Source organism: Streptomyces hebeiensis (assembly GCF_052983195.1).
On the sequence record NZ_CM129812.1, the window covers coordinates 6404043 to 6421831 of the forward strand.

Annotated in this window: 17 protein-coding genes and 1 pseudogene; 8 read left to right on the top strand and 10 right to left on the bottom strand. The window is 73.0% G+C overall.

The features are described 5' to 3' along the window. Window positions 1–43 precede the first annotated feature (43 nt). Window positions 44–1258 (bottom strand): amidohydrolase family protein, encoded by a 1215-nt coding sequence (locus ACU6P3_RS27470; RefSeq protein WP_447194563.1) that lies wholly within the window; start codon window positions 1256–1258, stop codon window positions 44–46. Window positions 1259–1361: 103 nt separating this feature from the next. Here ACU6P3_RS27470 and ACU6P3_RS27475 point away from each other — a divergent pair, with 103 nt between their 5' ends. Further along, the gene (locus ACU6P3_RS27475) at window positions 1362–1829 is read left to right on the top strand and encodes a MarR family winged helix-turn-helix transcriptional regulator (RefSeq protein WP_447194564.1); all 468 of its coding nucleotides are present in this window, start codon (window positions 1362–1364) and stop codon (window positions 1827–1829) included. 199 nt (window positions 1830–2028) lie between these two features. Here ACU6P3_RS27475 and ACU6P3_RS27480 read toward each other — a convergent pair whose 3' ends face one another. The 5 genes and pseudogenes from ACU6P3_RS27480 to zapE form a co-directional block, all read right to left on the bottom strand. After that, on the bottom strand, window positions 2029–2241 hold the full coding sequence (locus tag ACU6P3_RS27480; RefSeq protein WP_447194565.1) for a DUF397 domain-containing protein: 213 nt from the start codon (window positions 2239–2241) through the stop codon (window positions 2029–2031). Next, window positions 2241–2528: pseudogene (locus tag ACU6P3_RS27485) on the bottom strand (Scr1 family TA system antitoxin-like transcriptional regulator); the annotation flags it as partial. The gene ACU6P3_RS27480 and the pseudogene ACU6P3_RS27485, both read right to left, overlap by 1 nt. Before the next feature lie 11 nt (window positions 2529–2539). Beyond that, the gene (locus ACU6P3_RS27490; protein WP_447194566.1) at window positions 2540–3919 is read right to left on the bottom strand and encodes an alkaline phosphatase PhoX; all 1380 of its coding nucleotides are present in this window, start codon (window positions 3917–3919) and stop codon (window positions 2540–2542) included. 237 nt (window positions 3920–4156) lie between these two features. Continuing rightward, the gene (locus ACU6P3_RS27495; RefSeq protein ID WP_447194567.1) at window positions 4157–4582 is read right to left on the bottom strand and encodes an OsmC family protein; all 426 of its coding nucleotides are present in this window, start codon (window positions 4580–4582) and stop codon (window positions 4157–4159) included. Between the two features lie 241 nt (window positions 4583–4823). After that, on the bottom strand, window positions 4824–5939 hold the full coding sequence (gene zapE, locus ACU6P3_RS27500; RefSeq protein ID WP_447194568.1) for a cell division protein ZapE: 1116 nt from the start codon (window positions 5937–5939) through the stop codon (window positions 4824–4826). Window positions 5940–5976: 37 nt separating this feature from the next. Here zapE and ACU6P3_RS27505 point away from each other — a divergent pair, with 37 nt between their 5' ends. The 4 genes from ACU6P3_RS27505 (at window position 5977) to msrB (ending at window position 9619) form a co-directional block, all read left to right on the top strand. After that, a complete protein-coding gene (locus tag ACU6P3_RS27505; protein ID WP_447194569.1) occupies window positions 5977–6873 on the top strand; it encodes a pyrimidine reductase family protein in 897 nt (298 codons plus the stop codon). A gap of 246 nt (window positions 6874–7119) precedes the next feature. After that, the gene (locus ACU6P3_RS27510) at window positions 7120–7590 is read left to right on the top strand and encodes an indole-3-glycerol phosphate synthase (RefSeq protein WP_447194570.1); all 471 of its coding nucleotides are present in this window, start codon (window positions 7120–7122) and stop codon (window positions 7588–7590) included. 113 nt (window positions 7591–7703) lie between these two features. Beyond that, the gene (gene murC, locus ACU6P3_RS27515) at window positions 7704–9113 is read left to right on the top strand and encodes a UDP-N-acetylmuramate--L-alanine ligase (RefSeq protein ID WP_447194571.1); all 1410 of its coding nucleotides are present in this window, start codon (window positions 7704–7706) and stop codon (window positions 9111–9113) included. A gap of 98 nt (window positions 9114–9211) precedes the next feature. Beyond that, window positions 9212–9619, top strand: a complete 408-nt coding sequence (gene msrB / locus ACU6P3_RS27520) for a peptide-methionine (R)-S-oxide reductase MsrB (RefSeq protein WP_030752470.1) — start codon at window positions 9212–9214, stop codon at window positions 9617–9619. Window positions 9620–9656: 37 nt separating this feature from the next. Here the strand turns inward: msrB and ACU6P3_RS27525 are convergent, their stop codons facing one another. Beyond that, on the bottom strand, window positions 9657–10559 hold the full coding sequence (locus ACU6P3_RS27525; RefSeq protein WP_447194572.1) for a serine hydrolase: 903 nt from the start codon (window positions 10557–10559) through the stop codon (window positions 9657–9659). After that, entirely contained in the window at window positions 10556–11581 is a 1026-nt protein-coding gene (locus ACU6P3_RS27530; RefSeq protein ID WP_447194573.1) for a LysR family transcriptional regulator, read from the bottom strand. Before ACU6P3_RS27530 ends, ACU6P3_RS27525 begins: the two co-directional genes overlap by 4 nt. Window positions 11582–11665: 84 nt before the next feature. On the opposite strand from ACU6P3_RS27530, the gene bla reads away from it, so the two are divergent. Continuing rightward, window positions 11666–12637 carry a class A beta-lactamase gene (gene bla, locus ACU6P3_RS27535; protein ID WP_447194574.1) on the top strand — a complete coding sequence of 324 codons (972 nt, stop codon included), beginning with the start codon at window positions 11666–11668 and terminating at the stop codon, window positions 12635–12637. 120 nt (window positions 12638–12757) lie between these two features. On the opposite strand, the gene pepE is transcribed toward bla, so the two are convergent. Next, window positions 12758–13486: a dipeptidase PepE gene (gene pepE, locus ACU6P3_RS27540; protein ID WP_447194575.1), complete on the bottom strand. Its 729-nt coding sequence runs from the start codon at window positions 13484–13486 to the stop codon at window positions 12758–12760. A gap of 82 nt (window positions 13487–13568) precedes the next feature. Continuing rightward, complete coding sequence (locus ACU6P3_RS27545; RefSeq protein WP_030752461.1) at window positions 13569–14393, bottom strand: IclR family transcriptional regulator; 825 nt, start codon at window positions 14391–14393, stop codon at window positions 13569–13571. Between the two features lie 431 nt (window positions 14394–14824). On the opposite strand from ACU6P3_RS27545, the gene ACU6P3_RS27550 reads away from it, so the two are divergent. Both ACU6P3_RS27550 and ACU6P3_RS27555 read left to right on the top strand, forming a co-directional pair. After that, complete coding sequence (locus ACU6P3_RS27550) at window positions 14825–15781, top strand: DUF1177 domain-containing protein (protein WP_447198088.1); 957 nt, start codon at window positions 14825–14827, stop codon at window positions 15779–15781. Window positions 15782–16120: 339 nt separating this feature from the next. After that, entirely contained in the window at window positions 16121–17746 is a 1626-nt protein-coding gene (locus tag ACU6P3_RS27555; protein ID WP_447198089.1) for an OPT family oligopeptide transporter, read from the top strand. The last annotated feature ends 43 nt before the right edge of the window (window positions 17747–17789 follow it).

Genomic DNA, 17789 nt, shown 5'->3' on the forward strand with positions numbered 1-17789 from the left:
CGGATGGGAGGCCGGTCCCGCCCGGCTCGACGACGGACCGCGGTCAGTCCGCCAGGCGGGTGCCGCGGCGCCAGACGGCCCGAGTGTTGAGAGTGTCGCTGATGTCGCCGGTCGGGTCGCCGTCGACCAGCAGGAGGTCGGCGCGGAGCCCCTCGGCGATACGGCCTCGGTCACTGAGGCGGAAGCGGCGGGCCGTGGTCGCCGTGGCCGCGCGCAAGGCCCGTGAGGGGGTGAGACCGGCTGCCACGAGGTACTGCAGCTCGTGGTGCAGGCTCGCCCCGTGTGCCAGGCCCCCGAAGAACGTCTCGGGCATGGAAACGTCGGTGCCGGCCAGCACGTCGACGCCGGCGGCGTCCAGAGCGCGCACCGTGTCGTACACGTCGTCGAGCTTGCCCTGCGGGTAGCGGTTGTAGCTGGACCGCAGGGTCCGGTCCCACTCGCTGTCGAGGCGTGCGGCCACCCGGGGGTCGTCGGCGAGTTCGGCGCCGGTGATCCCCATCATCGAGGCATTGAGGCTGATGCAGGGAACGACGAACATGCCGGCGTCCTTGACGAGGCTGATGATCTCGGTGGTGTGCGGCTGGTCCATGAACACGTGGGTGACGCCGTCGACGCCGGCTTCGACGGCCATCCTGGTGGCCTCCACGGTCAGCGCGTGGGCCACGGTGAGGGCCCCGTACTTCTTGGCTTCCGCCACACCGGCGTTCACGGTGGCCTGGTCGAGCGACGGCAGCCCGGGGTGCCCCTCCACGCTGCCGTCGTCGATCATGAACTTGATGAAATCGGACCCCCGCGCGAGGAGTTGGGGTACGAATGCGGCCGCTTCCTCCGGCGTGGTGGAGAACGGCATCAGGGGCATCACCGGGGGGAGGTCCCACTTCGGCCGGAATCCCTCGGGCATCAGCTCGCTCGGGTGACCGCCGGGCGGTGTGATGCCGAAGCCGGCGGAGCGCACGTCGGCCACGCTGTCGTCGTCGGTGATGAGTGCCCGGTTCTCCCGGGTGTTCATCCCCTGCATCTCCAGCTCCGTCGTCACCCCGAACCGCAGGGCGAGCGCCAGGGAACCCGGGGCGGAGTGGACATGGGCGTCGATGAGTCCCGGCAGCAGTGTGGCGCCGGTGCCGTCGACGATCTCGCTGCCCCGGGGAGCGTCACCGCCGACACGAGCGATCCTTCCGCCGTCGATGACCACGGTCTGCACGCCGACGGTCTTCTCCCCGTCGAAAACCCGGGCGTTGGTGATCGCGGTGAGTGCCATGGCAGTCCGCCTCGTTTCCTTGCTCGTTCGCATTTACATATCGGATGCTATGTATTTGTGGGCGGGTATGCAAATGTCGGATGCGGGCCTAGACTTAAGGCCCATGAGCAGTGCGTCTTCCTCCGAGCGGTCCCCCGACGACCTGGCGCTGGACCAGATCGGCCCGGCGCTGTCACGTCTGCGACGACGCGCACCCGCCTCGAGCAAGGACCTCTCCCGCAACCTCGTGCTCAATGTGATCGCCGATGCGCCGGGCGAGACGACCGTCGGTGGCCTCGCCGCCGAGATGGGCGTCGCCCAGCCGGTGGCCAGCCGGACCGTCGCCGCCTGCATAGACGACGGGCTGCTGCGCCGGGCGGCGTCCCAGTCCGACGGACGCCGCACCGTGCTCGAACTCACCGAGCGCGGCGAGGCCGAACGCAACCGCTTCGCCGCTGAACAGCGAAAGGCGTTCGAGGAGATCACCGCTGCCTGGTCACCGGAGGAGCGGGTTCAGTTCGCACGCCTCCTGGCCCGATACGGGGCCGACGCCACCGCATGGTCCAGGAAACAGGCCGCGAGCCGCGACTGAGCGAGTCGGCGGCGGCGCGTCCGGCATGGGGCTCAGGGGCCGGTCCGGACGTGACGCGGGTGATTCCGTCCATCATGTGGCCCGGTTCCACGCGGCTGACCAAGAACGAGCCCCGCCCTACCTCCCGACTCGGGGGCGTGGCGGGGCGTTTGCCGTCGTCGTGGTGTGCCTCGGGACCGCTGCGCGCCGGACCGGACGGTCAGACGGTGTCGAACTCTCCGGCCTTGACGCCCGCGACGAAGGACGCGAACGCATCGGCGGGGATCGTCAGCACCGGGCCGAGCGGGTCCTTCGAGTCGCGGACGGGAACTATGCCGGTGGCGGACGCGTGGGCCGGGGCCCACTCGACGCAGGAACCGCCACTGCCGCTGTAGGAGGACTTGAACCAGAGGGTGGAGGGAGCGTCGGTCATCACGGGGTGCCCTTTCGTACCTCGTTGATCAGGGCCATGGATGGCGCCTGGGAGAGCGCTTCGGCCTGTAGCTGATGGTAGGACCTCACCAGTGGCAGTACGGAAGTGATCTCCCTGTCCAGATGCCCTTGGGTCTCGGACTCAACGTAGGACATCACGGAGCGGTCGGGCAGGGTCAGCAGGTTCACCAGCCGGTTGAACGGGCGGTATTCGCCCATGGTGTAGGGCGCCAACTGGAGTACGGTGTTGGGCTGTTCGGCGAACTCGATCAGATGGGCCAACTGGCGGGCGGCCGGATCTACGGGTGCCCGGCCCGCCAGGGGCCCGTCACCGCGAAGGTGGTGCCCGGGTTGTAGCAGTTCACGTACATGGTCCGGCCGTCCGGCGAGAAGGTGACCCCGGCGAACTCGCCCCATTCGGGGTCGTCCGGCGTGCCCACGTTCTGGGCGCCGCGCGCCACGGGGTACACCTCGCCCTTGCGCGTCACCCCGAACACGTGCTGGGCGCCGCCGCCGTCCTCACAGACCATCAGGCCGCCGCCGGGCGCCAGGCAGATGTTGTCGGGGGACTCCCCGGGCAGCTGGACGTCCGTGTCCGGCCCGAAGACGATCACCAGCGTGAGCCGGCGCCGGTGCGGGTCGTACCGCCACACCTGTCCGAAGTGGTCCGCCGCCGAGCCGGCCGAGCGGTGCGCGAAGCTGGAGACGAAGTAGACGCAGCGGCCGCCCCAGTAGCAGCCCTCCAGCTTCTGTGCGTGGGTGATGCCCCCGGCGCCGAAGTCCTGGAAACGGATCGGCGTCTCCTTGGCCAGCGGGTCCGGCACCGGGACCCATTCGATCCGGTCGAAGGTCGCCCCCGTCTCCTGGACGGTCGACAGGTCGGGCACGCCCGGCACCCGCATCGCCTCCAGCGTGCCGCCCGCGCGCAGCGAGCCGATCCCGCCGCGCGGCTTGTTCGGCAGGAAGCGGTAGAAGAGCCCGAACGGCTTGTCGAACGCGTCCTCCGTCTCGTACACCGTGCCGTTGCCGGGGTCGATCGCGACCGCCTCGTGCTGGAAGCGGCCCATGGCGGTCAGCGGTACGGCTCCGGTACGGCGCGGATCGGAGCCGTCGACCTCGAAGACGAAACCGTGGTCCTTGGTGTAGCCGTTGGTGCCGGCTCTGTCCTCGGTCTCCTCGCAGGTGAGCCAGGTGCCCCAGGGGGTGGGGCCGCCGGCGCAGTTGACGGCGGTGCCGGCGATGGCCACGCGCTCGTCGAGGACCCGGTCGCGGCCGTCCAGTTCGAGCGCGGTACAGCCGCCCTTGCCCATCGGATCGTAGGTGAGGCCGGGGACGACCGGGACGGGGCGGGGCGCGGTGGCGCGGTTCTCGTGGTTGCGCACGAGGTGCACCCGGCCGCGGCGGCCGGCGAAGGCGGCCATGCCGTCGTGGTTGCCCGGGACCGGCCCCTCCCCGGAACGGAGCGGTTCACCCTCGCGGGAGAGGACCCGGTAGCCGAACCCCTCGGGAAGGTCGAGCAGGCCGTCCGGGTCGGGGACGAGCGGACCGTAGCCGCCGCCGTGGCCGAGCTGTGCGGCGTCGGCGGTGCCCGTGAAGAGCTCCGAGACGGCCCCGCTGAAGGCGATACCCGCGGCGGTCGCGCCGGTGCGGGCGAGGATCTGACGTCGTGTTGCGGACATGAGGCAACTCCCTGCTGGCGGACAGGAGACGTGACCGCATGTGTGTACCACGTGATCCGTGACACGTGAACCACGCGGGCCGCCGCCCGCCTCTGGTGTCGCCGCGCCCGCCCCGGGTGTTCGCGTGGGGCCGTGCCCGTACGCCCGGCTTCGTACGGCTGGGGCCCGTACCGCACGGAACTGTGCGGTACGGGCCGTGGGGCCGTGGCTCGGAGCCCGGAGCACCGGAGCCCGGACTCAGGCGAGCGACGCGTCCAGCGTGATCGTCGTTCCCGTGAGCGCCTGGCTGACCGGGCAGTTCGCCTTCGCGTCCTCGGCCGCCTTGGCGAAGCCCGCCGCGTCCAGGCCGGGCACCTCGCCGCGCACGGTGAGGTGGATGCCGGTGATGCCCGTGCCGGGCTGGAAGGTGACCTCGGCCTGGGTGTTCAGCCGGGTCGGCGGGGTGCCGCCCTTGGCGAGCCCGTTGGACAGCGCCATCGAGAAGCAGCTGGAGTGGGCGGCCGCGATCAGCTCCTCGGGGCTGGTCTTCCCGTTCGCCGTCTCCGCCCGGGACGGCCACGAGACCGCCTGGTCGGGAATGCCGGAGGAGTCGAAGGAGACGGTGCCCGTGCCCTGGAGGAGATTGCCCTCCCAGACCGTGTGCGCCTGACGCTTGGTGGCCATGGTGGAACCCTTCTGATCGGTGTGCCCGCCGACTGCCGGCCGGCGGGCGCTTGCTGGTCGGTCCGTTCGCGTATGCCCTCTGGGGCCGTGTGCCCGCAGGACGTGTGCCCTCCGGGCCGTGCGCCCCGCGGCCCGTTGGCCCGTGGCCCGTGAGCCGCGCGGGCCGTGGCCGGTGTGCCCCGGACCGCGTGCCGCCCGAGCCGTACGCGAGCCGCATGTGAGTCGTACACGATCAACGAACCTACTGCGCCACGAGACCCTTCGCGTCACGTGCCAGTGCCGTGAGCCGCGAGATGGCCCGGAAGTATTTCTTCCGGTAGCCGCCGTTCAGCATCTCCTCGCTGAACAGCCGGTCGAACGGCAGCCCGGAGGCGAGCACCGGCACCTCCCGGTCGTACAGGCGGTCGGCCAGGACGACCAGCCGGAGCGCGGTGGACTGGTCCGGCACCGCCGAGACGTCCGTCAGGCAGACGGCCCGCAGCCCGTCCGTCAGCGCTCCGTACCGGCTCGGATGGACCCTGGCCAGATGCTCCAGCAGCCCGGGGAAGTCGTCCAGGCTGGCGCCCTCGGTGGCGTAGGCGGCCCGGGTCACCTGCTCGTCGGAGTACGGGGCCGGGGCCTCGGGCAGCCCTCGGTGGCGGTAGTCCTCGCCGTCGATCCGCAGCGGCCGGAAGTGGGCGGCGAGACCCTGGATCTCCCGGAGGAAGTCGGCCGCGGCGAACCGGCCCTCCCCGAGCTTGCCGGGCAGGGTGTTGGAGGTGGCGGCCAGGGCCACGCCCGCCTCGACCAGCCGGCTGAGCAGGCTGGAGACGAGGACGGTGTCGCCCGGGTCGTCCAGTTCGAACTCGTCGATGCACAGCAGCCGGTGGCCGCTGAGGGTCCGTACGGTCTCCTGGAAGCCGAGCGCGCCCACCAGGTTCGTCAGCTCCACGAACGTGCCGAACGCCTTCAGCTCGGGAGCGGCGGGCGTGGCGTGCCACAGGGACGCCAGCAGGTGCGTCTTGCCGACGCCGTACCCGCCGTCCAGGTAGACACCACGCGGGCCGGCGGGCGCCGCGGGCTTCTTGCCGAACCAGCGCCGCATGAGAGGGGCGCGCCCCGCACCGCCGCCGTCACCCCCGGCGTGCGCCCCGCCGAGCCCGGCCGCGAAGGCGCGCAGGGCCGTGACCGCCTCGGACTGACTCGGCTGGTTCGGGTCGGGGACGTACGTGTCGAAACGTACGGAGTCGAAACGCGGCGGCGGCACCATCTCCGCGACCAGCCGGTCGGCGGGGACGCGCGGCTCACGGGCGCGGAGGGAGGCGGGGGCCGTGGCGGAGACCTGCGGCTGACCGGAGGCGGCGGTGGAGTAGGACACAACTCTTCACTTTAAAGGCCGTGCCAGACTGCTCGGCATGCGACGCCTGTTCCCTGTGACCGACCAGACAGCCTCCGGTGCGGACCGTGAGTGGACGCTCGACGAACTGGCCGAGGCGTACGCCTATCCGGCCTCGGCGAGACGGGACGACGCGGGGGGCAGCGGCGACGTGGCGGGGACGGGCGCCGGCGGGGCAGCGGGAAGTGGCGGGGCGGAGAGCGGTGACGTGGCGGCCGGCCGGGGCGCCGCGGCCCCGGCGGGCGGCTGCCGGGCGGCCTGGCTGCGGGCCAACATGGTCGCCAGCCTCGACGGGGCCGCCCACCACGAGGGCCGGTCCGAGCCCCTCTCCTCCGCCGCCGACATGCGGATCTTCGGGGTGCTGCGGGGGCTGGCGGACGCCATCGTGGTGGGCGCGGAGACGGTACGGCGGGAGGGCTACCGGCCGGCCCGCGCCCGGGAGGCGCTGGCCGCGCGGCGGAAGGCGGCGGGCCAGGAGCCCGCGCCGGTGATCGCCGTGGTCACCGCGAGTCTGGACCTGGACTTCTCCCTGCCGCTGTTCACCGCCCCCCTCGTCCCGACGATCGTCCTGACCGGTGCCGCGGCGCTCCCGGAACGGGTGCGGGCCGCCGAGAAGGCCGGCGCGGAGGTGATCGTCGCGGGGGACGGGCCGGGCGTCGAGCCCGGCCGTGCCGTGCGCGCGCTGGCCGACCGGGGGCTCGTCCGGCTGCTCACCGAGGGCGGACCGAGGCTGCTCGGCCAGTTCGTGGCGGCCGGGGTGCTGGACGAACTGTGCCTGACCATGTCTCCGACGCTCACTTCCGGGTACGCGCAGCGCATCGCGGGCGGGCCGGCTCTCGCCGTACCCGAACGCTTTGCCCTGGCGGCGCTGCTGGAGGAGGACGGATTCCTGTTCACCCGGTACCGGCGGGTGTGACGCCCGGTGCCGGCGGGCGTGCGGCGCGCGTGCGTGAGGTACGTGGACGGAGCGCGGGTCTGGAGCACGCGCGCGAGACGCGTCCGGCGCGCACCGGACGCGCGTCTGACAATCGGTGGAATTCCTCGTTCCGGTTAGCTTCCGCTGGGCAGACTTAACTTCGCAGACCCCGTGCGAGCACGGGGAAGGATGGTTTCCGCACCGGGCTGGACACCGGCCGGCCCGGGTAGCCGAAGGGCGCCTGTCGTGTTCACCAGCGTATTGATGATCGAGAAGCCCCTGACGTCGGAGGACGTGGAGTTCGTCACCACTCTCCACGGCGACGAGACGGTCTCCTTCGTCGTGCTCATGCAGCCCCGCGGCGACCAGGCCGACGTGCTGCTGCGCGCCATCGACGATGTCGCGATCGGGGAGCTGAAGGAGGCCGTAAGGGAGGCGGACGAGCCGGAGGGGGCCGAGGCGAGACAGCCGGCCCGGCTCGCCCTCGAACACTCCCTGACCGCACTGCGCGCGCACGGCTCCGAGGCCACCGGACAGGTGGTGGAGGAGCATCCGCTGGACCGGCTCAAGGAGGTCGTGGACGAGAGCGGGGCGGACGAGGTGATCGTGCTGACCGAACCGCATTACGTGGAGGAGTTCTTCCACCGGGACTGGGCCTCCCGGGCGCGCCACAAGGTGGGCGTACCGGTGCTGAAGCTCTTCGCGCACAACGCATAGGGTGGGTGAGCGTCAGGACCGTGGACCTTTCGGGGCTCCCGGGGGCGGCCCGCCCCCGGGAGCCCCCGACCCTCGCGCCGCAACGCGCGCTCGCACCGTGGGAGAAGAAACGCATGGCACCGGAACCCGGTATCCCCGCCGCCCTGGAACGGCCGCACTTCATCGGTATCGGCGGCGCCGGAATGTCGGGTATCGCCAAGATCCTCGCCCAGCGCGGCGCCAAGGTCGCGGGAAGCGACGCGAAGGAGTCGGCGACGGCCGAGTCCCTGCGCGCGCTCGGCGTCACCGTGCACATCGGTCACGCGGCGGGGCACCTCGCGGACGACGCCTCGTGCGTGGTCGTCTCCAGCGCCATCCGTCCCGACAACCCCGAGCTGGTCCGGGCGGGCGAGCTGTCCGTGCCGGTCGTCCACCGCTCGGACGCGCTGGCCTCGCTGATGGGAGGCGCGCGGCCGATCGCGGTCGCCGGCACCCACGGCAAGACCACCACGACCTCCATGCTCGCCGTGGCCCTCACCGAGCTGGGCCTGGACCCGTCGTACGCGATCGGCGGCGACCTGGCGGGGCCGGGCACGAACGCCCGGCACGGCGGGGGCGAGATCTTCGTCGCCGAGGCCGACGAGAGCGACCGCAGCTTCCAGAAGTACGACCCCGAGGTCGCGATCGTCCTCAACGTCGAGCTGGACCACCACGCCAACTACGCGTCGATGGAAGAGATCTACGAGTCCTTCGAGGCCTTTGTCGCGAAGATCGTTCCCGGTGGCACGCTGGTGATCTCCGCCGACCAGCCCGGCGCGGTGGAGCTGGCGGAGCGGGTCCGTGACCGCACCACGGCGAAGGTCGTCACGTACGGGTCGGCCGACGGCGCGGACGTACGCGTCCACAAGGTCACCGCGCGCGGCCTGACCAGCGAGGTCACCATCCTGCTCGACGGACGGCTGCTCACCTTCACCGTCTCCGTGCCCGGCCGGCACTACGCGCTCAACGCGGTCGCGGCCCTGGCCGCCGGGGTCGCGCTCGGCGTCCCGGCGCACAACCTGGCCTCCGCCCTCGGCGCGTACACCGGCGTCAAGCGCCGCCTCCAGCTCAAGGGCGAGGCGGCCGGCGTCCAGGTCATCGACTCCTACGCGCACCACCCGACCGAGATGACCGCCGACCTGGAGGCGATGCGCGCGGCCGCCGCCGACGCCCGGCTGCTGGTGGTCTTCCAGCCGCACCTCTACTCCCGTACGCGGGAGCTGGCCACGGAGATGGGCCAGGCCCTCGCGCTCGCGGACGCCTCGCTGGTGCTGGACATCTACCCGGCCCGCGAGGACCCGATCCCCGGCGTCACCAGCGCCCTGATCACGGACGCCGCCGAGGCCGCGGGAGCCACGGTCACGGCGGTCCACGACAAGGACGCGGTCGCCGACGCGGTGGCGGGAATGGCGCGCCCCGGCGATCTCGTTCTCACCATGGGCGCGGGCGACGTGACGGACCTCGGACCGAGGATCCTGGCCCGCCTCGGCGAAGCGAGTGAGTGACCGAACGAGCGACCGGCCGGGCGAGCGGGTCGTCGGCCCGGCGAGTGGCCGGGCGGCGGCTCGGTGGCGGCTGTAGCGAGCGAGTGTAGGGAGAGCGCATGTCGTACGACATCGAGAAGCCGGACGAGCAGTGGCGCGCGGAGCTGTCCCCCGCGGAGTACCGGGTGCTGCGCGAGGCGGGCACGGAGCCGGCGTTCACCGGTGAGTACACGGACACCAAGACCGAGGGCGTCTACTCCTGCCGCGCCTGTGGCGCCGAACTCTTCCGCTCCGGCACGAAGTTCGAGTCGCACTGCGGCTGGCCGTCCTTCTACGACCCGAAGGACTCGGACGCGGTCGAACTGCTGGAGGACCGCTCGCACGGCATGGTGCGGGTGGAGGTCCGCTGCGCGCGCTGCGGCTCGCACCTCGGGCACGTCTTCGAGGGCGAGGGCTACCCGACGCCGACGGACCAGCGGTACTGCATCAACTCGATCTCCCTGCGGCTGACCCCGGACACGCCCTGAGGTGAGGGGTCGGCGGGGCCGACGGCAGGAGCCCGGCTCACGGCGTACGGAGTTCGTCGTGCAGGGCCCGCGCCACGCGGGCCATGAGCGCCTCGGCGGCAGGCTGGACCACCGCCGGGACCCGGGACTCGGTCAGCGCGACGACGGCGAAGGCGGAGCCGTCGTCGTGCTCCACCACGCCCGCCTCGTGGCGGAGATTGAGCAGGGTGCCGGTCTTCGACGACCAGGTCGAGGCGTCCGAGGCGAAGTCCGGTGCCAGCCGCTGCCGGAGCAGGTTCGCGCCCATGAGCGAGCGCACCCGCGCGGCGACGGGGCCGGGGACGCGGGTGGGGACCCACACGGCCTCCAGCAGGTCGGCGAAGGCGCGCGCGGAGCCGGTGCTCGCGCGGCTCACGTCGAGCTGGGGGACCGGGTGGCCCCGCCCGGCCGTCCGCGACCCGATCGCGAGCGAGTGGGCGAGGTGCACGTCACCCGGGGCGAACCGTTCCGCCGGGGTCTCGCCGAGACTGCTCATGCGGTGGCGGACCGTGATGCCGGTGACGCCCGCTTCCCGTACGGTCCGGTTGACCTCCGCGGGCGGGACGAGGTCGAACAGCGCGTCGGTGGCCGTGGTGTCGCTGATCGCGAGGGAGAGGTAGAGCAGGTCCTCGACCGCGACGCGCGCGGGATGGCGGAACCTGCTGATACCGGTCGGCCCCGCCGTGGTGACCCGGCCGGGCTCGACATCGATCATCGTGGCCCCGTCGAGGCGTCCGGCGTGGACCTGTGCCAGGACCGTGACGGCGAGCGCCACCTTCACCAGCGACGCGACGGGGAACTCGACATCCGGATCGATACCGATCTCCTCGCCCGTCGACAGGTCCCGGACCAGGAAGGAGCCGGACAGGCCCGCGTCGCCGAGGGCGCCTCTGAGGTCCCGCACCACTCGTTCCGTGCTCACCCGTGCCCCGTCCCTTCCCCGTCCACGTTGTTCTTCCCGTTCTTCCTGTTCCTGCCGTTCCGGCCGTTCTCCTCGCGCGCCCCGCCCGCCGTGGCTTCCGTGACGGCCGGACCGCTCGTACCACCCGTAACGGCGGCTTCCAACGGCGCTCCCAGCGCGCGGGCCAGCTGGTCCCCGAGGCCGCCGCGCAGCCGCCGCGCCTCGTCGCGGCCGAGCGCGGACACGTCGTACCCGCGCGCGACGGAGGCGCCCGCCCCCGCGAGCCCGCGCCAGCGCAGCCCCAGCTCCTCCGCCTGCGCGGCCGAGCACAGCAGCAGGCCGTCGGCGCGCGTCGCCTCGGACACGGCGGCGACCAGCGACGGGGCGACGGTGAGCTGCGCGGGTACGAGCGCGGCTCGGTGGCCGAGCCGCTCCAGCCGGTCCCGGACGTGCGGCACGTCGTCCTCGGGCTGGATCCACACGCGCCGGAAGGAGCGTTCCGTCCGGCCGGGGCGCAGGGTTTCGAGGTGCAGCGGTCTCAGCGGTACGGCGCCGCCGTCCGCCCGGGACGCGACACCCAGCGGTACGACCCAGTCGGCGTCGCCCGGCGGGACGGCGACGAGCGCGGCCCGGACCTCGTGGGACCTGAGCAGTTCCACGCGCCCGGCCGGTCCGGCGGGGCGGAGGTCGAGCACCGTCCCGCGGTCGCGGGCCGCCGCGTCCAGCACCGCCAGTCGCCGGACCGAACACGTCTCGGGGACGGCGAACGCGAGCGGCCGCAGCTTGGCCCGCTCCGCGTCGTACTCCATCGCCTCCGCCAGCTGTACGAGCCGCTTCGCGGACGGCAGCATGTCCCGGCCGAACGCCGTGAGCGCGGCCCGCCGCGTCGAGCGGTCGAACAGCCGCTCGCCGAAGTGGTCCTCCAGCGCGGCGATCCGCCGGCTCGCCACGGACTGCGGCACCCGGGCGGCGGCGGCGCCGAGCGTGAAGCTTCCGCGTTCACCCACGTGGACGAACACGCGGCACGCGGCGAGAAGATCCATGGCTCCGCAGTCTATGCCGGAACAGCATGGAACTGAGCTTTTCTGTCTTTGACCGCATGAGTGGGCGACGGCAGGCTGCGGGGCATGACCTTCTTCCGACGCGGGGCGGGCGCAGCCGCCCGTACCGCCGCCCTCACCACCCCTGTCCTGCTGATCACGGCCCTGCTGAGCGGGTGCTCCGGGAACAGCGCCGAAACGTCCGCCGCGCCCGCCGCCGCCATCGTCTCGACCACGTCGACCGACCCGGCCTCGGCGCCCTCGTCCCACGGGCGGGGAACCAAGGCCCTCGCCGACGTCGAGCGCCGGTTCGACGCCCGGCTCGGGGTGTACGTGCTCGACACCGGAACGGGCCGGACGGTGACCTACCGGGCGGACGAACGGTTCGCCCACGCCTCGACGTTCAAGGCGCTGCTCGCCGGAGTCGTGCTGAAGCGCACCTCGGACGCCCGGCTCGACCACACGGTCCGCTACGACGCCGAGGACGTGGAGCGCTCCGGCTACGCGCCGATCACCTCGCGCCACGTGGACGAGGGAATGACCGTCCGCGCCCTGACCGACGCCACCCTGCGCTACAGCGACAACACGGCCGCGAACCTCCTCCTGGAGGAACTCGGCGGTCCCGCCGAACTCCAGGCCGCCCTCCGCGCACTGGGCAACAGGACGACGAACGTCGACCGATGGGAGCCCGAACTGAACGAGGCGACCCCCGGCGACGTCCGGGACACCAGCACCCCGCGCGCGCTGGGCACCGACCTGCGGCGCTTCGTCCTCGGGGACGCGCTGCCCGAGGACCGGCGTCAGCTCCTCACGGACTGGCTCGTGCGCAACACGACCGGTGACCCCTTCATCCGGGCGGGGGTGCCCGACGGCTGGAAGGTCGGCGACAAGACGGGCAGGGGCGAGTACGGCACGCGCAACGACATCGCGATCGCCTGGCCGCCCGGCCGGGACCCGGTCGTCATCGCCGTCCAGTCCGACCGGGGTGTCGCGGACGCCGACTCCGACGACGCCCTGATCGCGGAGGCGACCGAGGCGGCGCTCGCCGCACTGCGCTGAGCGGCCCGCGCCCGTCCTGACACACGCCCGTCCGGTACACACGGCGAGGGCACGGCCGGCGAGGAGCCGGTCGTGCCCTCGCGTCGCGAAGCCGGGGCGAGGCTCACGCGGCGCCGAGGCTCACCCGGCGGTGTCGAAGCGGGGCCGTTCCCCGAGCAGGGCGCTCAGATCGTGCCCCGGCCGGATCTCCGCCGGCTCGGCGCCCCCGCGGAAGACGACGGCGCCCGCCTCGATGCCGCCCAGCGTCAGCCGGTCCGCCTCGCGCCGCAGCCAGGTGCCCTCCCGCAGGCCCACCACCGGCACGTCGTTCTCCTCCAGGAACTGTTCCAGCCGCTGCGCCCGGGTCTCGCCCATGTGCGCCGTGTCCGGCCCGGCGTCCAGGTAGTGCGGGTTGATCTGGAACGGCACCAGCCCCAGCGCCTCGAACGACGGCGGCTGGACGATGGGCATGTCGTTCGTGGTCCGCAGGGTGGGGCAGGCCATGTTCGTGCCCGCGCTCGACCCCATGTAGAGGGCGCCCGCGCCGGCCCGCTCGCGGATGGCGGCCACCACGTCGTGCGCGTACAGCGCCTTCAGCAGCCGGAAGCTGTTGCCGCCCCCGACGAAGACCGCCTCGGCGTCCCGTATCAGCGCGGCCGGGTCCCCGGCCGTGTGCGCGCCGGTCACCTCGACCCCGAGCGGGGCCAGCGCCTTCGCGACCTGGGCGGTGTAGCCGTCGTGGTCGGCCAGCGCGTACGGCGCGAAGACCAGCCGGCGGACACCGCCGAGCGCGTCGTCGATCTCCGCGAGGGCGTGTTCGAGGTAGCCGCGGCCGGGCGCGGTGGAGTTCGAGAGCAGCAGCAGACGCATGGTGGCCTTTCGTCGACATGGCGGGAGCGGGAAACGGCGCGGTGCGCGGCGCGCGGTACGCCGTGCGGGGACGTACGGCGCGTCAGCGTCTGCCCGGGGCGCCGGATCCGCGCGGACGCAGCGGGGTCAGCAGCTTGCCCAGGTCCGCCGCCGCCTGGAGCAGCGGGGCGACCAGGTCCGCCTTACGGGGCCTGAGCGCGTCGAGGGGACCCGCCACGGACAGCGTGCCGACCGCGCGCCTGCCCACCAGCACGGGTGCGGCGAGCGCCGCGGTCTCGGGATCGTACTCACCCTCGGAGTACGCGTAGCCGTTGCGCCGCACCTCGGCGAAGCGTTCCTCCAGCAGGGCGGGATCCGTCAGCGTGCGGTCGCTGAACCGCGCCATGGGCCGACCGTACAGCAGTGCCGCCCGGTCACCCGGCGGGAGCATACCGAAGTAGGCCCGGGAGGTCGCCCCGGCGTGGGCCGGGTACAGCTCGCCTGCCAGGCCGTAGATCCGCAGCGGTCCACTCGCCCCGTCCACCGCTGTCACACAGCGCATGTGCACCCCGTCCGGCACGGCGAACAGCGCGCCCACCCCCACCGCCTCCGCCATGGCCCGCAGCGTGGGCCGCACCAGGCTGGCCATGCCGCCGTCCCGCTCCCAGACCCGGGACAGGTGCCAGACGGCGGGACCGAGCCGGTAGCGCCGGGTGCGCGGGTCGGACACCAGGAACCCCCGGTAGGCGAGGGCGGCCAGCAGCCGCTGCGCCACGGACTTGTCCAGGCCGAACTCCGCCGCGACGTCGGAGACTCCCCACTCGGGGTGCTCCCGGTCGAAGGAGAGCAGCAGGCTCAGGACGCGGTCAGCGGTCTGGAGCGGGGGAGGAGCGCCCTGCGCGGGCGTTACGGAAGCACTGTCGGACATACCGGAAGCGTAAACAATCTCGAATATAGAGAAAACATTGCGCTCAGTGCGGCGTGAGGCGGATTCTGGGCCACGTTGGCGTGAAACCACCGCGAACGGGACCCTCTCCGGGCGAGCAGGTGCCTGCACGGCCTCCGCGCTCCTCCGGCGTTCCCGTACCGGTCCGCCCGGCCCGGCCCGGCTCCGTCCGTCCGATCCGCCTGGCCGGCCGGTGGCGGGTCGGCCCGGTTCGTCGGTCGCCGTACAGGACACCCCCGTACGGGACCGGGACCGGTCCACCGCCGGGCGCGACCGTGGTCACGCCGGCCGACCGTCGCGCGGAACGCCCGGCGGGGCGACGACGCCCCCGGGACGAAATCCGCGCGGCCGTACCCACTGCCCGTCCGGTCGGGCCGCCGCACCGGCCCGACCCCACCGTGAGAGGCACTCTCTTGCTCAAGTACGTCCTCGATGTCATCGAACTCCTCGACCGTCCCCGGACGAGCGGCGAGCTGCTGGCCGAGCACCTGCGCTCCGTACAGGCCGCGGCGGGTGCCGACCCGGCGACGGCGCCGCGCGTCGAGGTCCGTACGGTCACCGGCGACAAGGGCAGCACGGACTTCGTCTCCGTGACCGTGCCCGGCAGGCGGGGACGCGCCAACGGCGGTGACGCGCCGACCCTCGGCATCCTCGGCCGGCTCGGCGGGGTGGGCGCCCGCCCCGAGCGCATCGGACTGGTCTCGGACGCCGACGGCGCGGTGGCCGCGCTCTCCGCCGCCGCGAAGCTGCTCGACATGCACGCCCGCGGCGATGTGCTGGACGGCGATGTGACGCTCTCCACCCACGTCTGCGGCTGGGCGCCGACGCAGCCGCACGATCCCGTACCCTTCATGGATTCCCCCGTGGACACGCTGGTGTGCAACCGCGAGGAGGTCTCCGCCGAGATGGACGCGGTGGTCTCCATCGACACCACCAAGGGCAACCGGCTGCTCAGCCATCGGGGGATCGCCCTGTCACCGACCATCTGCCAGGGCTGGATCCTGCGGGTCAGCGAGGACCTGCTGTCCGTGCTGGAGACGGTGACGGGCGAGCCCGCGCGTGTCCTGCCCGTCACGACGCAGGACATCACGCCGTACGGCAACGGCGTGCACCACATCAACTCCATCCTGCAGCCGGCCGTCGCCACCACCGCCCCGGTCGTCGGCCTCGCGATCACGGCCGCCACGCCGGTGGCCGGCTGCGCCACCGGTGCCAGCCACGAGACCGACATCGCGGCGGCGGCGCGGTTCGCGATCGAGACGGCGAAGGAGTTCGGGCGCGGCGGGGCCCGGTTCCTGGACCCGGGGGAGTTCGACCGCCTGGTGGAGCTGTACGGGCCGATGACCCGACTCCAGGCCCTCGAAGCCTGAACGTGCCGGACCGCCGGGCCCGGCGGTCCGCCGGACCGGCCCGCCACCACCCCGACCGCCGCCTCCTGGCCGTCCCTGACCCCCGTGGCCCCGCCCTGATCGCACCGTTCCGCTCCGCGATCGCGTCGTGACCGCACCGTAAGCCCGTGGCCGCCCCGGCCACGTTCGTCACCCCGTGGCCGCCGCACCGCGCCGTCCCCCTGGCCCACTGGAGTCCCCTTGAACCCGAGAGCCTCGACCAGCCCGTCGAGCACACCGGCCTCGTCCTCCGCGCCGGAGGCGACACCGGCCAGGCATCCCCGGGCCCTCGAACCCATCACGCTGATCATCACGCTCGTGATGTCGGTCCTCGGCGCGCTGATCGGCATCGTGCTGATCACCACGCTCGGCGTGTCCCCCAACACGGCGGTGATCGGCGCGCTGATCGCGATGCTGATCGGCCGGATACCGATCGGCATGCTGACGCGGATGCGCTCCCAGCACCGGCAGAACCTGGTGCAGTCCGCGATCTCGGGCTCCACCTTCGCGGCGGCCAACTCGCTGCTGACGCCGATCGCGGTGCCGTTCGCCCTGGGGCGCACGGACCTGGTCTGGCCCATGCTGGCCGGTGCCGCCATCGGGCTGGCCGTGGACAGCTGGGTGCTGTTCCGGGTGTTCGACTCCAGCCTGCTGCCCGCCACCAACTCCTGGCCCGCGGGCGTCGCGGCGGCCGAGACCATCAAGGCGGGCGACACCGGCGGGAAGAAGGCGGCGGTGCTCGGCGTCGGCGCGCTCGTCGGTCTGGTCGGGGCGCTGTTCAAGCTCCCCACCAGTGCGGCGGGCGTCGGGTTCCTGGGGAACATCTGGGCGCTGCTGATGTTCGGCATCGGTCTGACGGTGGCCGAGTACGCGCCCGACGTACTGCACACCGACCTCTCCGCCGCCCACGTGCCGCACGGCCTGATGATCGGCGCGGGCCTCGTGGCCCTGGTGCAGGCGCTGCTGCTGATGCGGAACCGCAAGGGCGGCGGCAAGGGCGCCGGGCGCGAGGCCGCGGAGGCGCCGGGGGACGTCACCGGCGCCGTCCCCGGGAACGCGCCCGGCGAGGTCCGGGCCGACGAGCCCGGTCGTACCGTCGGCTCCGAGCGACTGCGCCGCGGCCTGCTGGAGGGCATGGGGCTGTTCCTGGGCGGCGCGGTCGTGGTCGCCGTGGCGGGCGGCGTGGCCGGCGGGCTGTCCGTGCCCGCTCTGATCGGCTGGGTGTTGCTGGCCGCCGTCGCCGCGATCGTGCACCAGCTGATCGTGGGGCTGGCGGCGATGCACTCCGGGTGGTTCCCGGCCTTCGCCGTCACCCTGATCGTGCTGATCGTCGGCCTCGTGCTGCACATCCCGACGGTGCCGCTCGCCCTGCTGGTCGGCTACACCGCCTCCACCGGCCCCGCCTTCGCCGACCTCGGCTACGACTTCAAGGCGGGCTGGCTGCTGCGCCGCGACGCCACGCCGTGGCACGTCTTCGAACTGGACGGGCGGCGCCAGCAGTACCTGGCGCAGCTGGTCGGTTTCGGCGTGGCGCTGGTCGTGGTCGCCCTGGCCTGGAAGTCGTTCTTCTCCGACGGACGCGTGCCGCCGGTCTCCGAGGTGTACGTCACGACGATCAAGACGGGCCTGGACCCCGGCACCATGCGGACGATGCTGCTGTGGGCGATCCCGGGAGCGCTGATCCAGTTCCTGGGCGGCTCCTCCCGCCAGATGGGCGTGCTGCTGGCCACCGGCCTGCTCGTCGCCACTCCGCACGCCGGCTGGATGGTGCTCGGCGCGCTGGTGATCCGGCAGGGCTACACGATGTGGCGCCGGCGCGGGCTGACCGACCCGGTGGCCCGCAAGAAGTCCGACGAGCAGTCCGAGAACGACCTGTCGCTCGTCGGCGCGGGACTGGTCGCGGGCAGCTCGCTGAACGACGTGGGACAGCTGACGAAGGCGCTGTGACCCGAGGGGCCGGGTCGGAGCCGGGCGGCGGGCGAGGCGACGC

Bases quoted from the DNA above. Each gene is read 5' to 3' on its own strand.
- ACU6P3_RS27470 (WP_447194563.1), bottom strand. From the start codon at position 1,258: ATGGCACTCACCGCGATCACCAACGCCCGGGTTTTCGACGGGGAGAAG.
- ACU6P3_RS27475 (WP_447194564.1), top strand. From the start codon at position 1,362: ATGAGCAGTGCGTCTTCCTCCGAGCGGTCCCCCGACGACCTGGCGCTG.
- ACU6P3_RS27480 (WP_447194565.1), bottom strand. From the start codon at position 2,241: ATGACCGACGCTCCCTCCACCCTCTGGTTCAAGTCCTCCTACAGCGGC.
- ACU6P3_RS27490 (WP_447194566.1), bottom strand. From the start codon at position 3,919: ATGTCCGCAACACGACGTCAGATCCTCGCCCGCACCGGCGCGACCGCC.
- ACU6P3_RS27495 (WP_447194567.1), bottom strand. From the start codon at position 4,582: ATGGCCACCAAGCGTCAGGCGCACACGGTCTGGGAGGGCAATCTCCTC.
- ACU6P3_RS27505 (WP_447194569.1), top strand. From the start codon at position 5,977: ATGCGACGCCTGTTCCCTGTGACCGACCAGACAGCCTCCGGTGCGGAC.
- murC (WP_447194571.1), top strand. From the start codon at position 7,704: ATGGCACCGGAACCCGGTATCCCCGCCGCCCTGGAACGGCCGCACTTC.
- msrB (WP_030752470.1), top strand. From the start codon at position 9,212: ATGTCGTACGACATCGAGAAGCCGGACGAGCAGTGGCGCGCGGAGCTG.
- ACU6P3_RS27530 (WP_447194573.1), bottom strand. From the start codon at position 11,581: ATGGATCTTCTCGCCGCGTGCCGCGTGTTCGTCCACGTGGGTGAACGC.
- bla (WP_447194574.1), top strand. From the start codon at position 11,666: ATGACCTTCTTCCGACGCGGGGCGGGCGCAGCCGCCCGTACCGCCGCC.
- pepE (WP_447194575.1), bottom strand. From the start codon at position 13,486: ATGCGTCTGCTGCTGCTCTCGAACTCCACCGCGCCCGGCCGCGGCTAC.
- ACU6P3_RS27545 (WP_030752461.1), bottom strand. From the start codon at position 14,393: ATGTCCGACAGTGCTTCCGTAACGCCCGCGCAGGGCGCTCCTCCCCCG.
- ACU6P3_RS27555 (WP_447198089.1), top strand. From the start codon at position 16,121: ATGTCGGTCCTCGGCGCGCTGATCGGCATCGTGCTGATCACCACGCTC.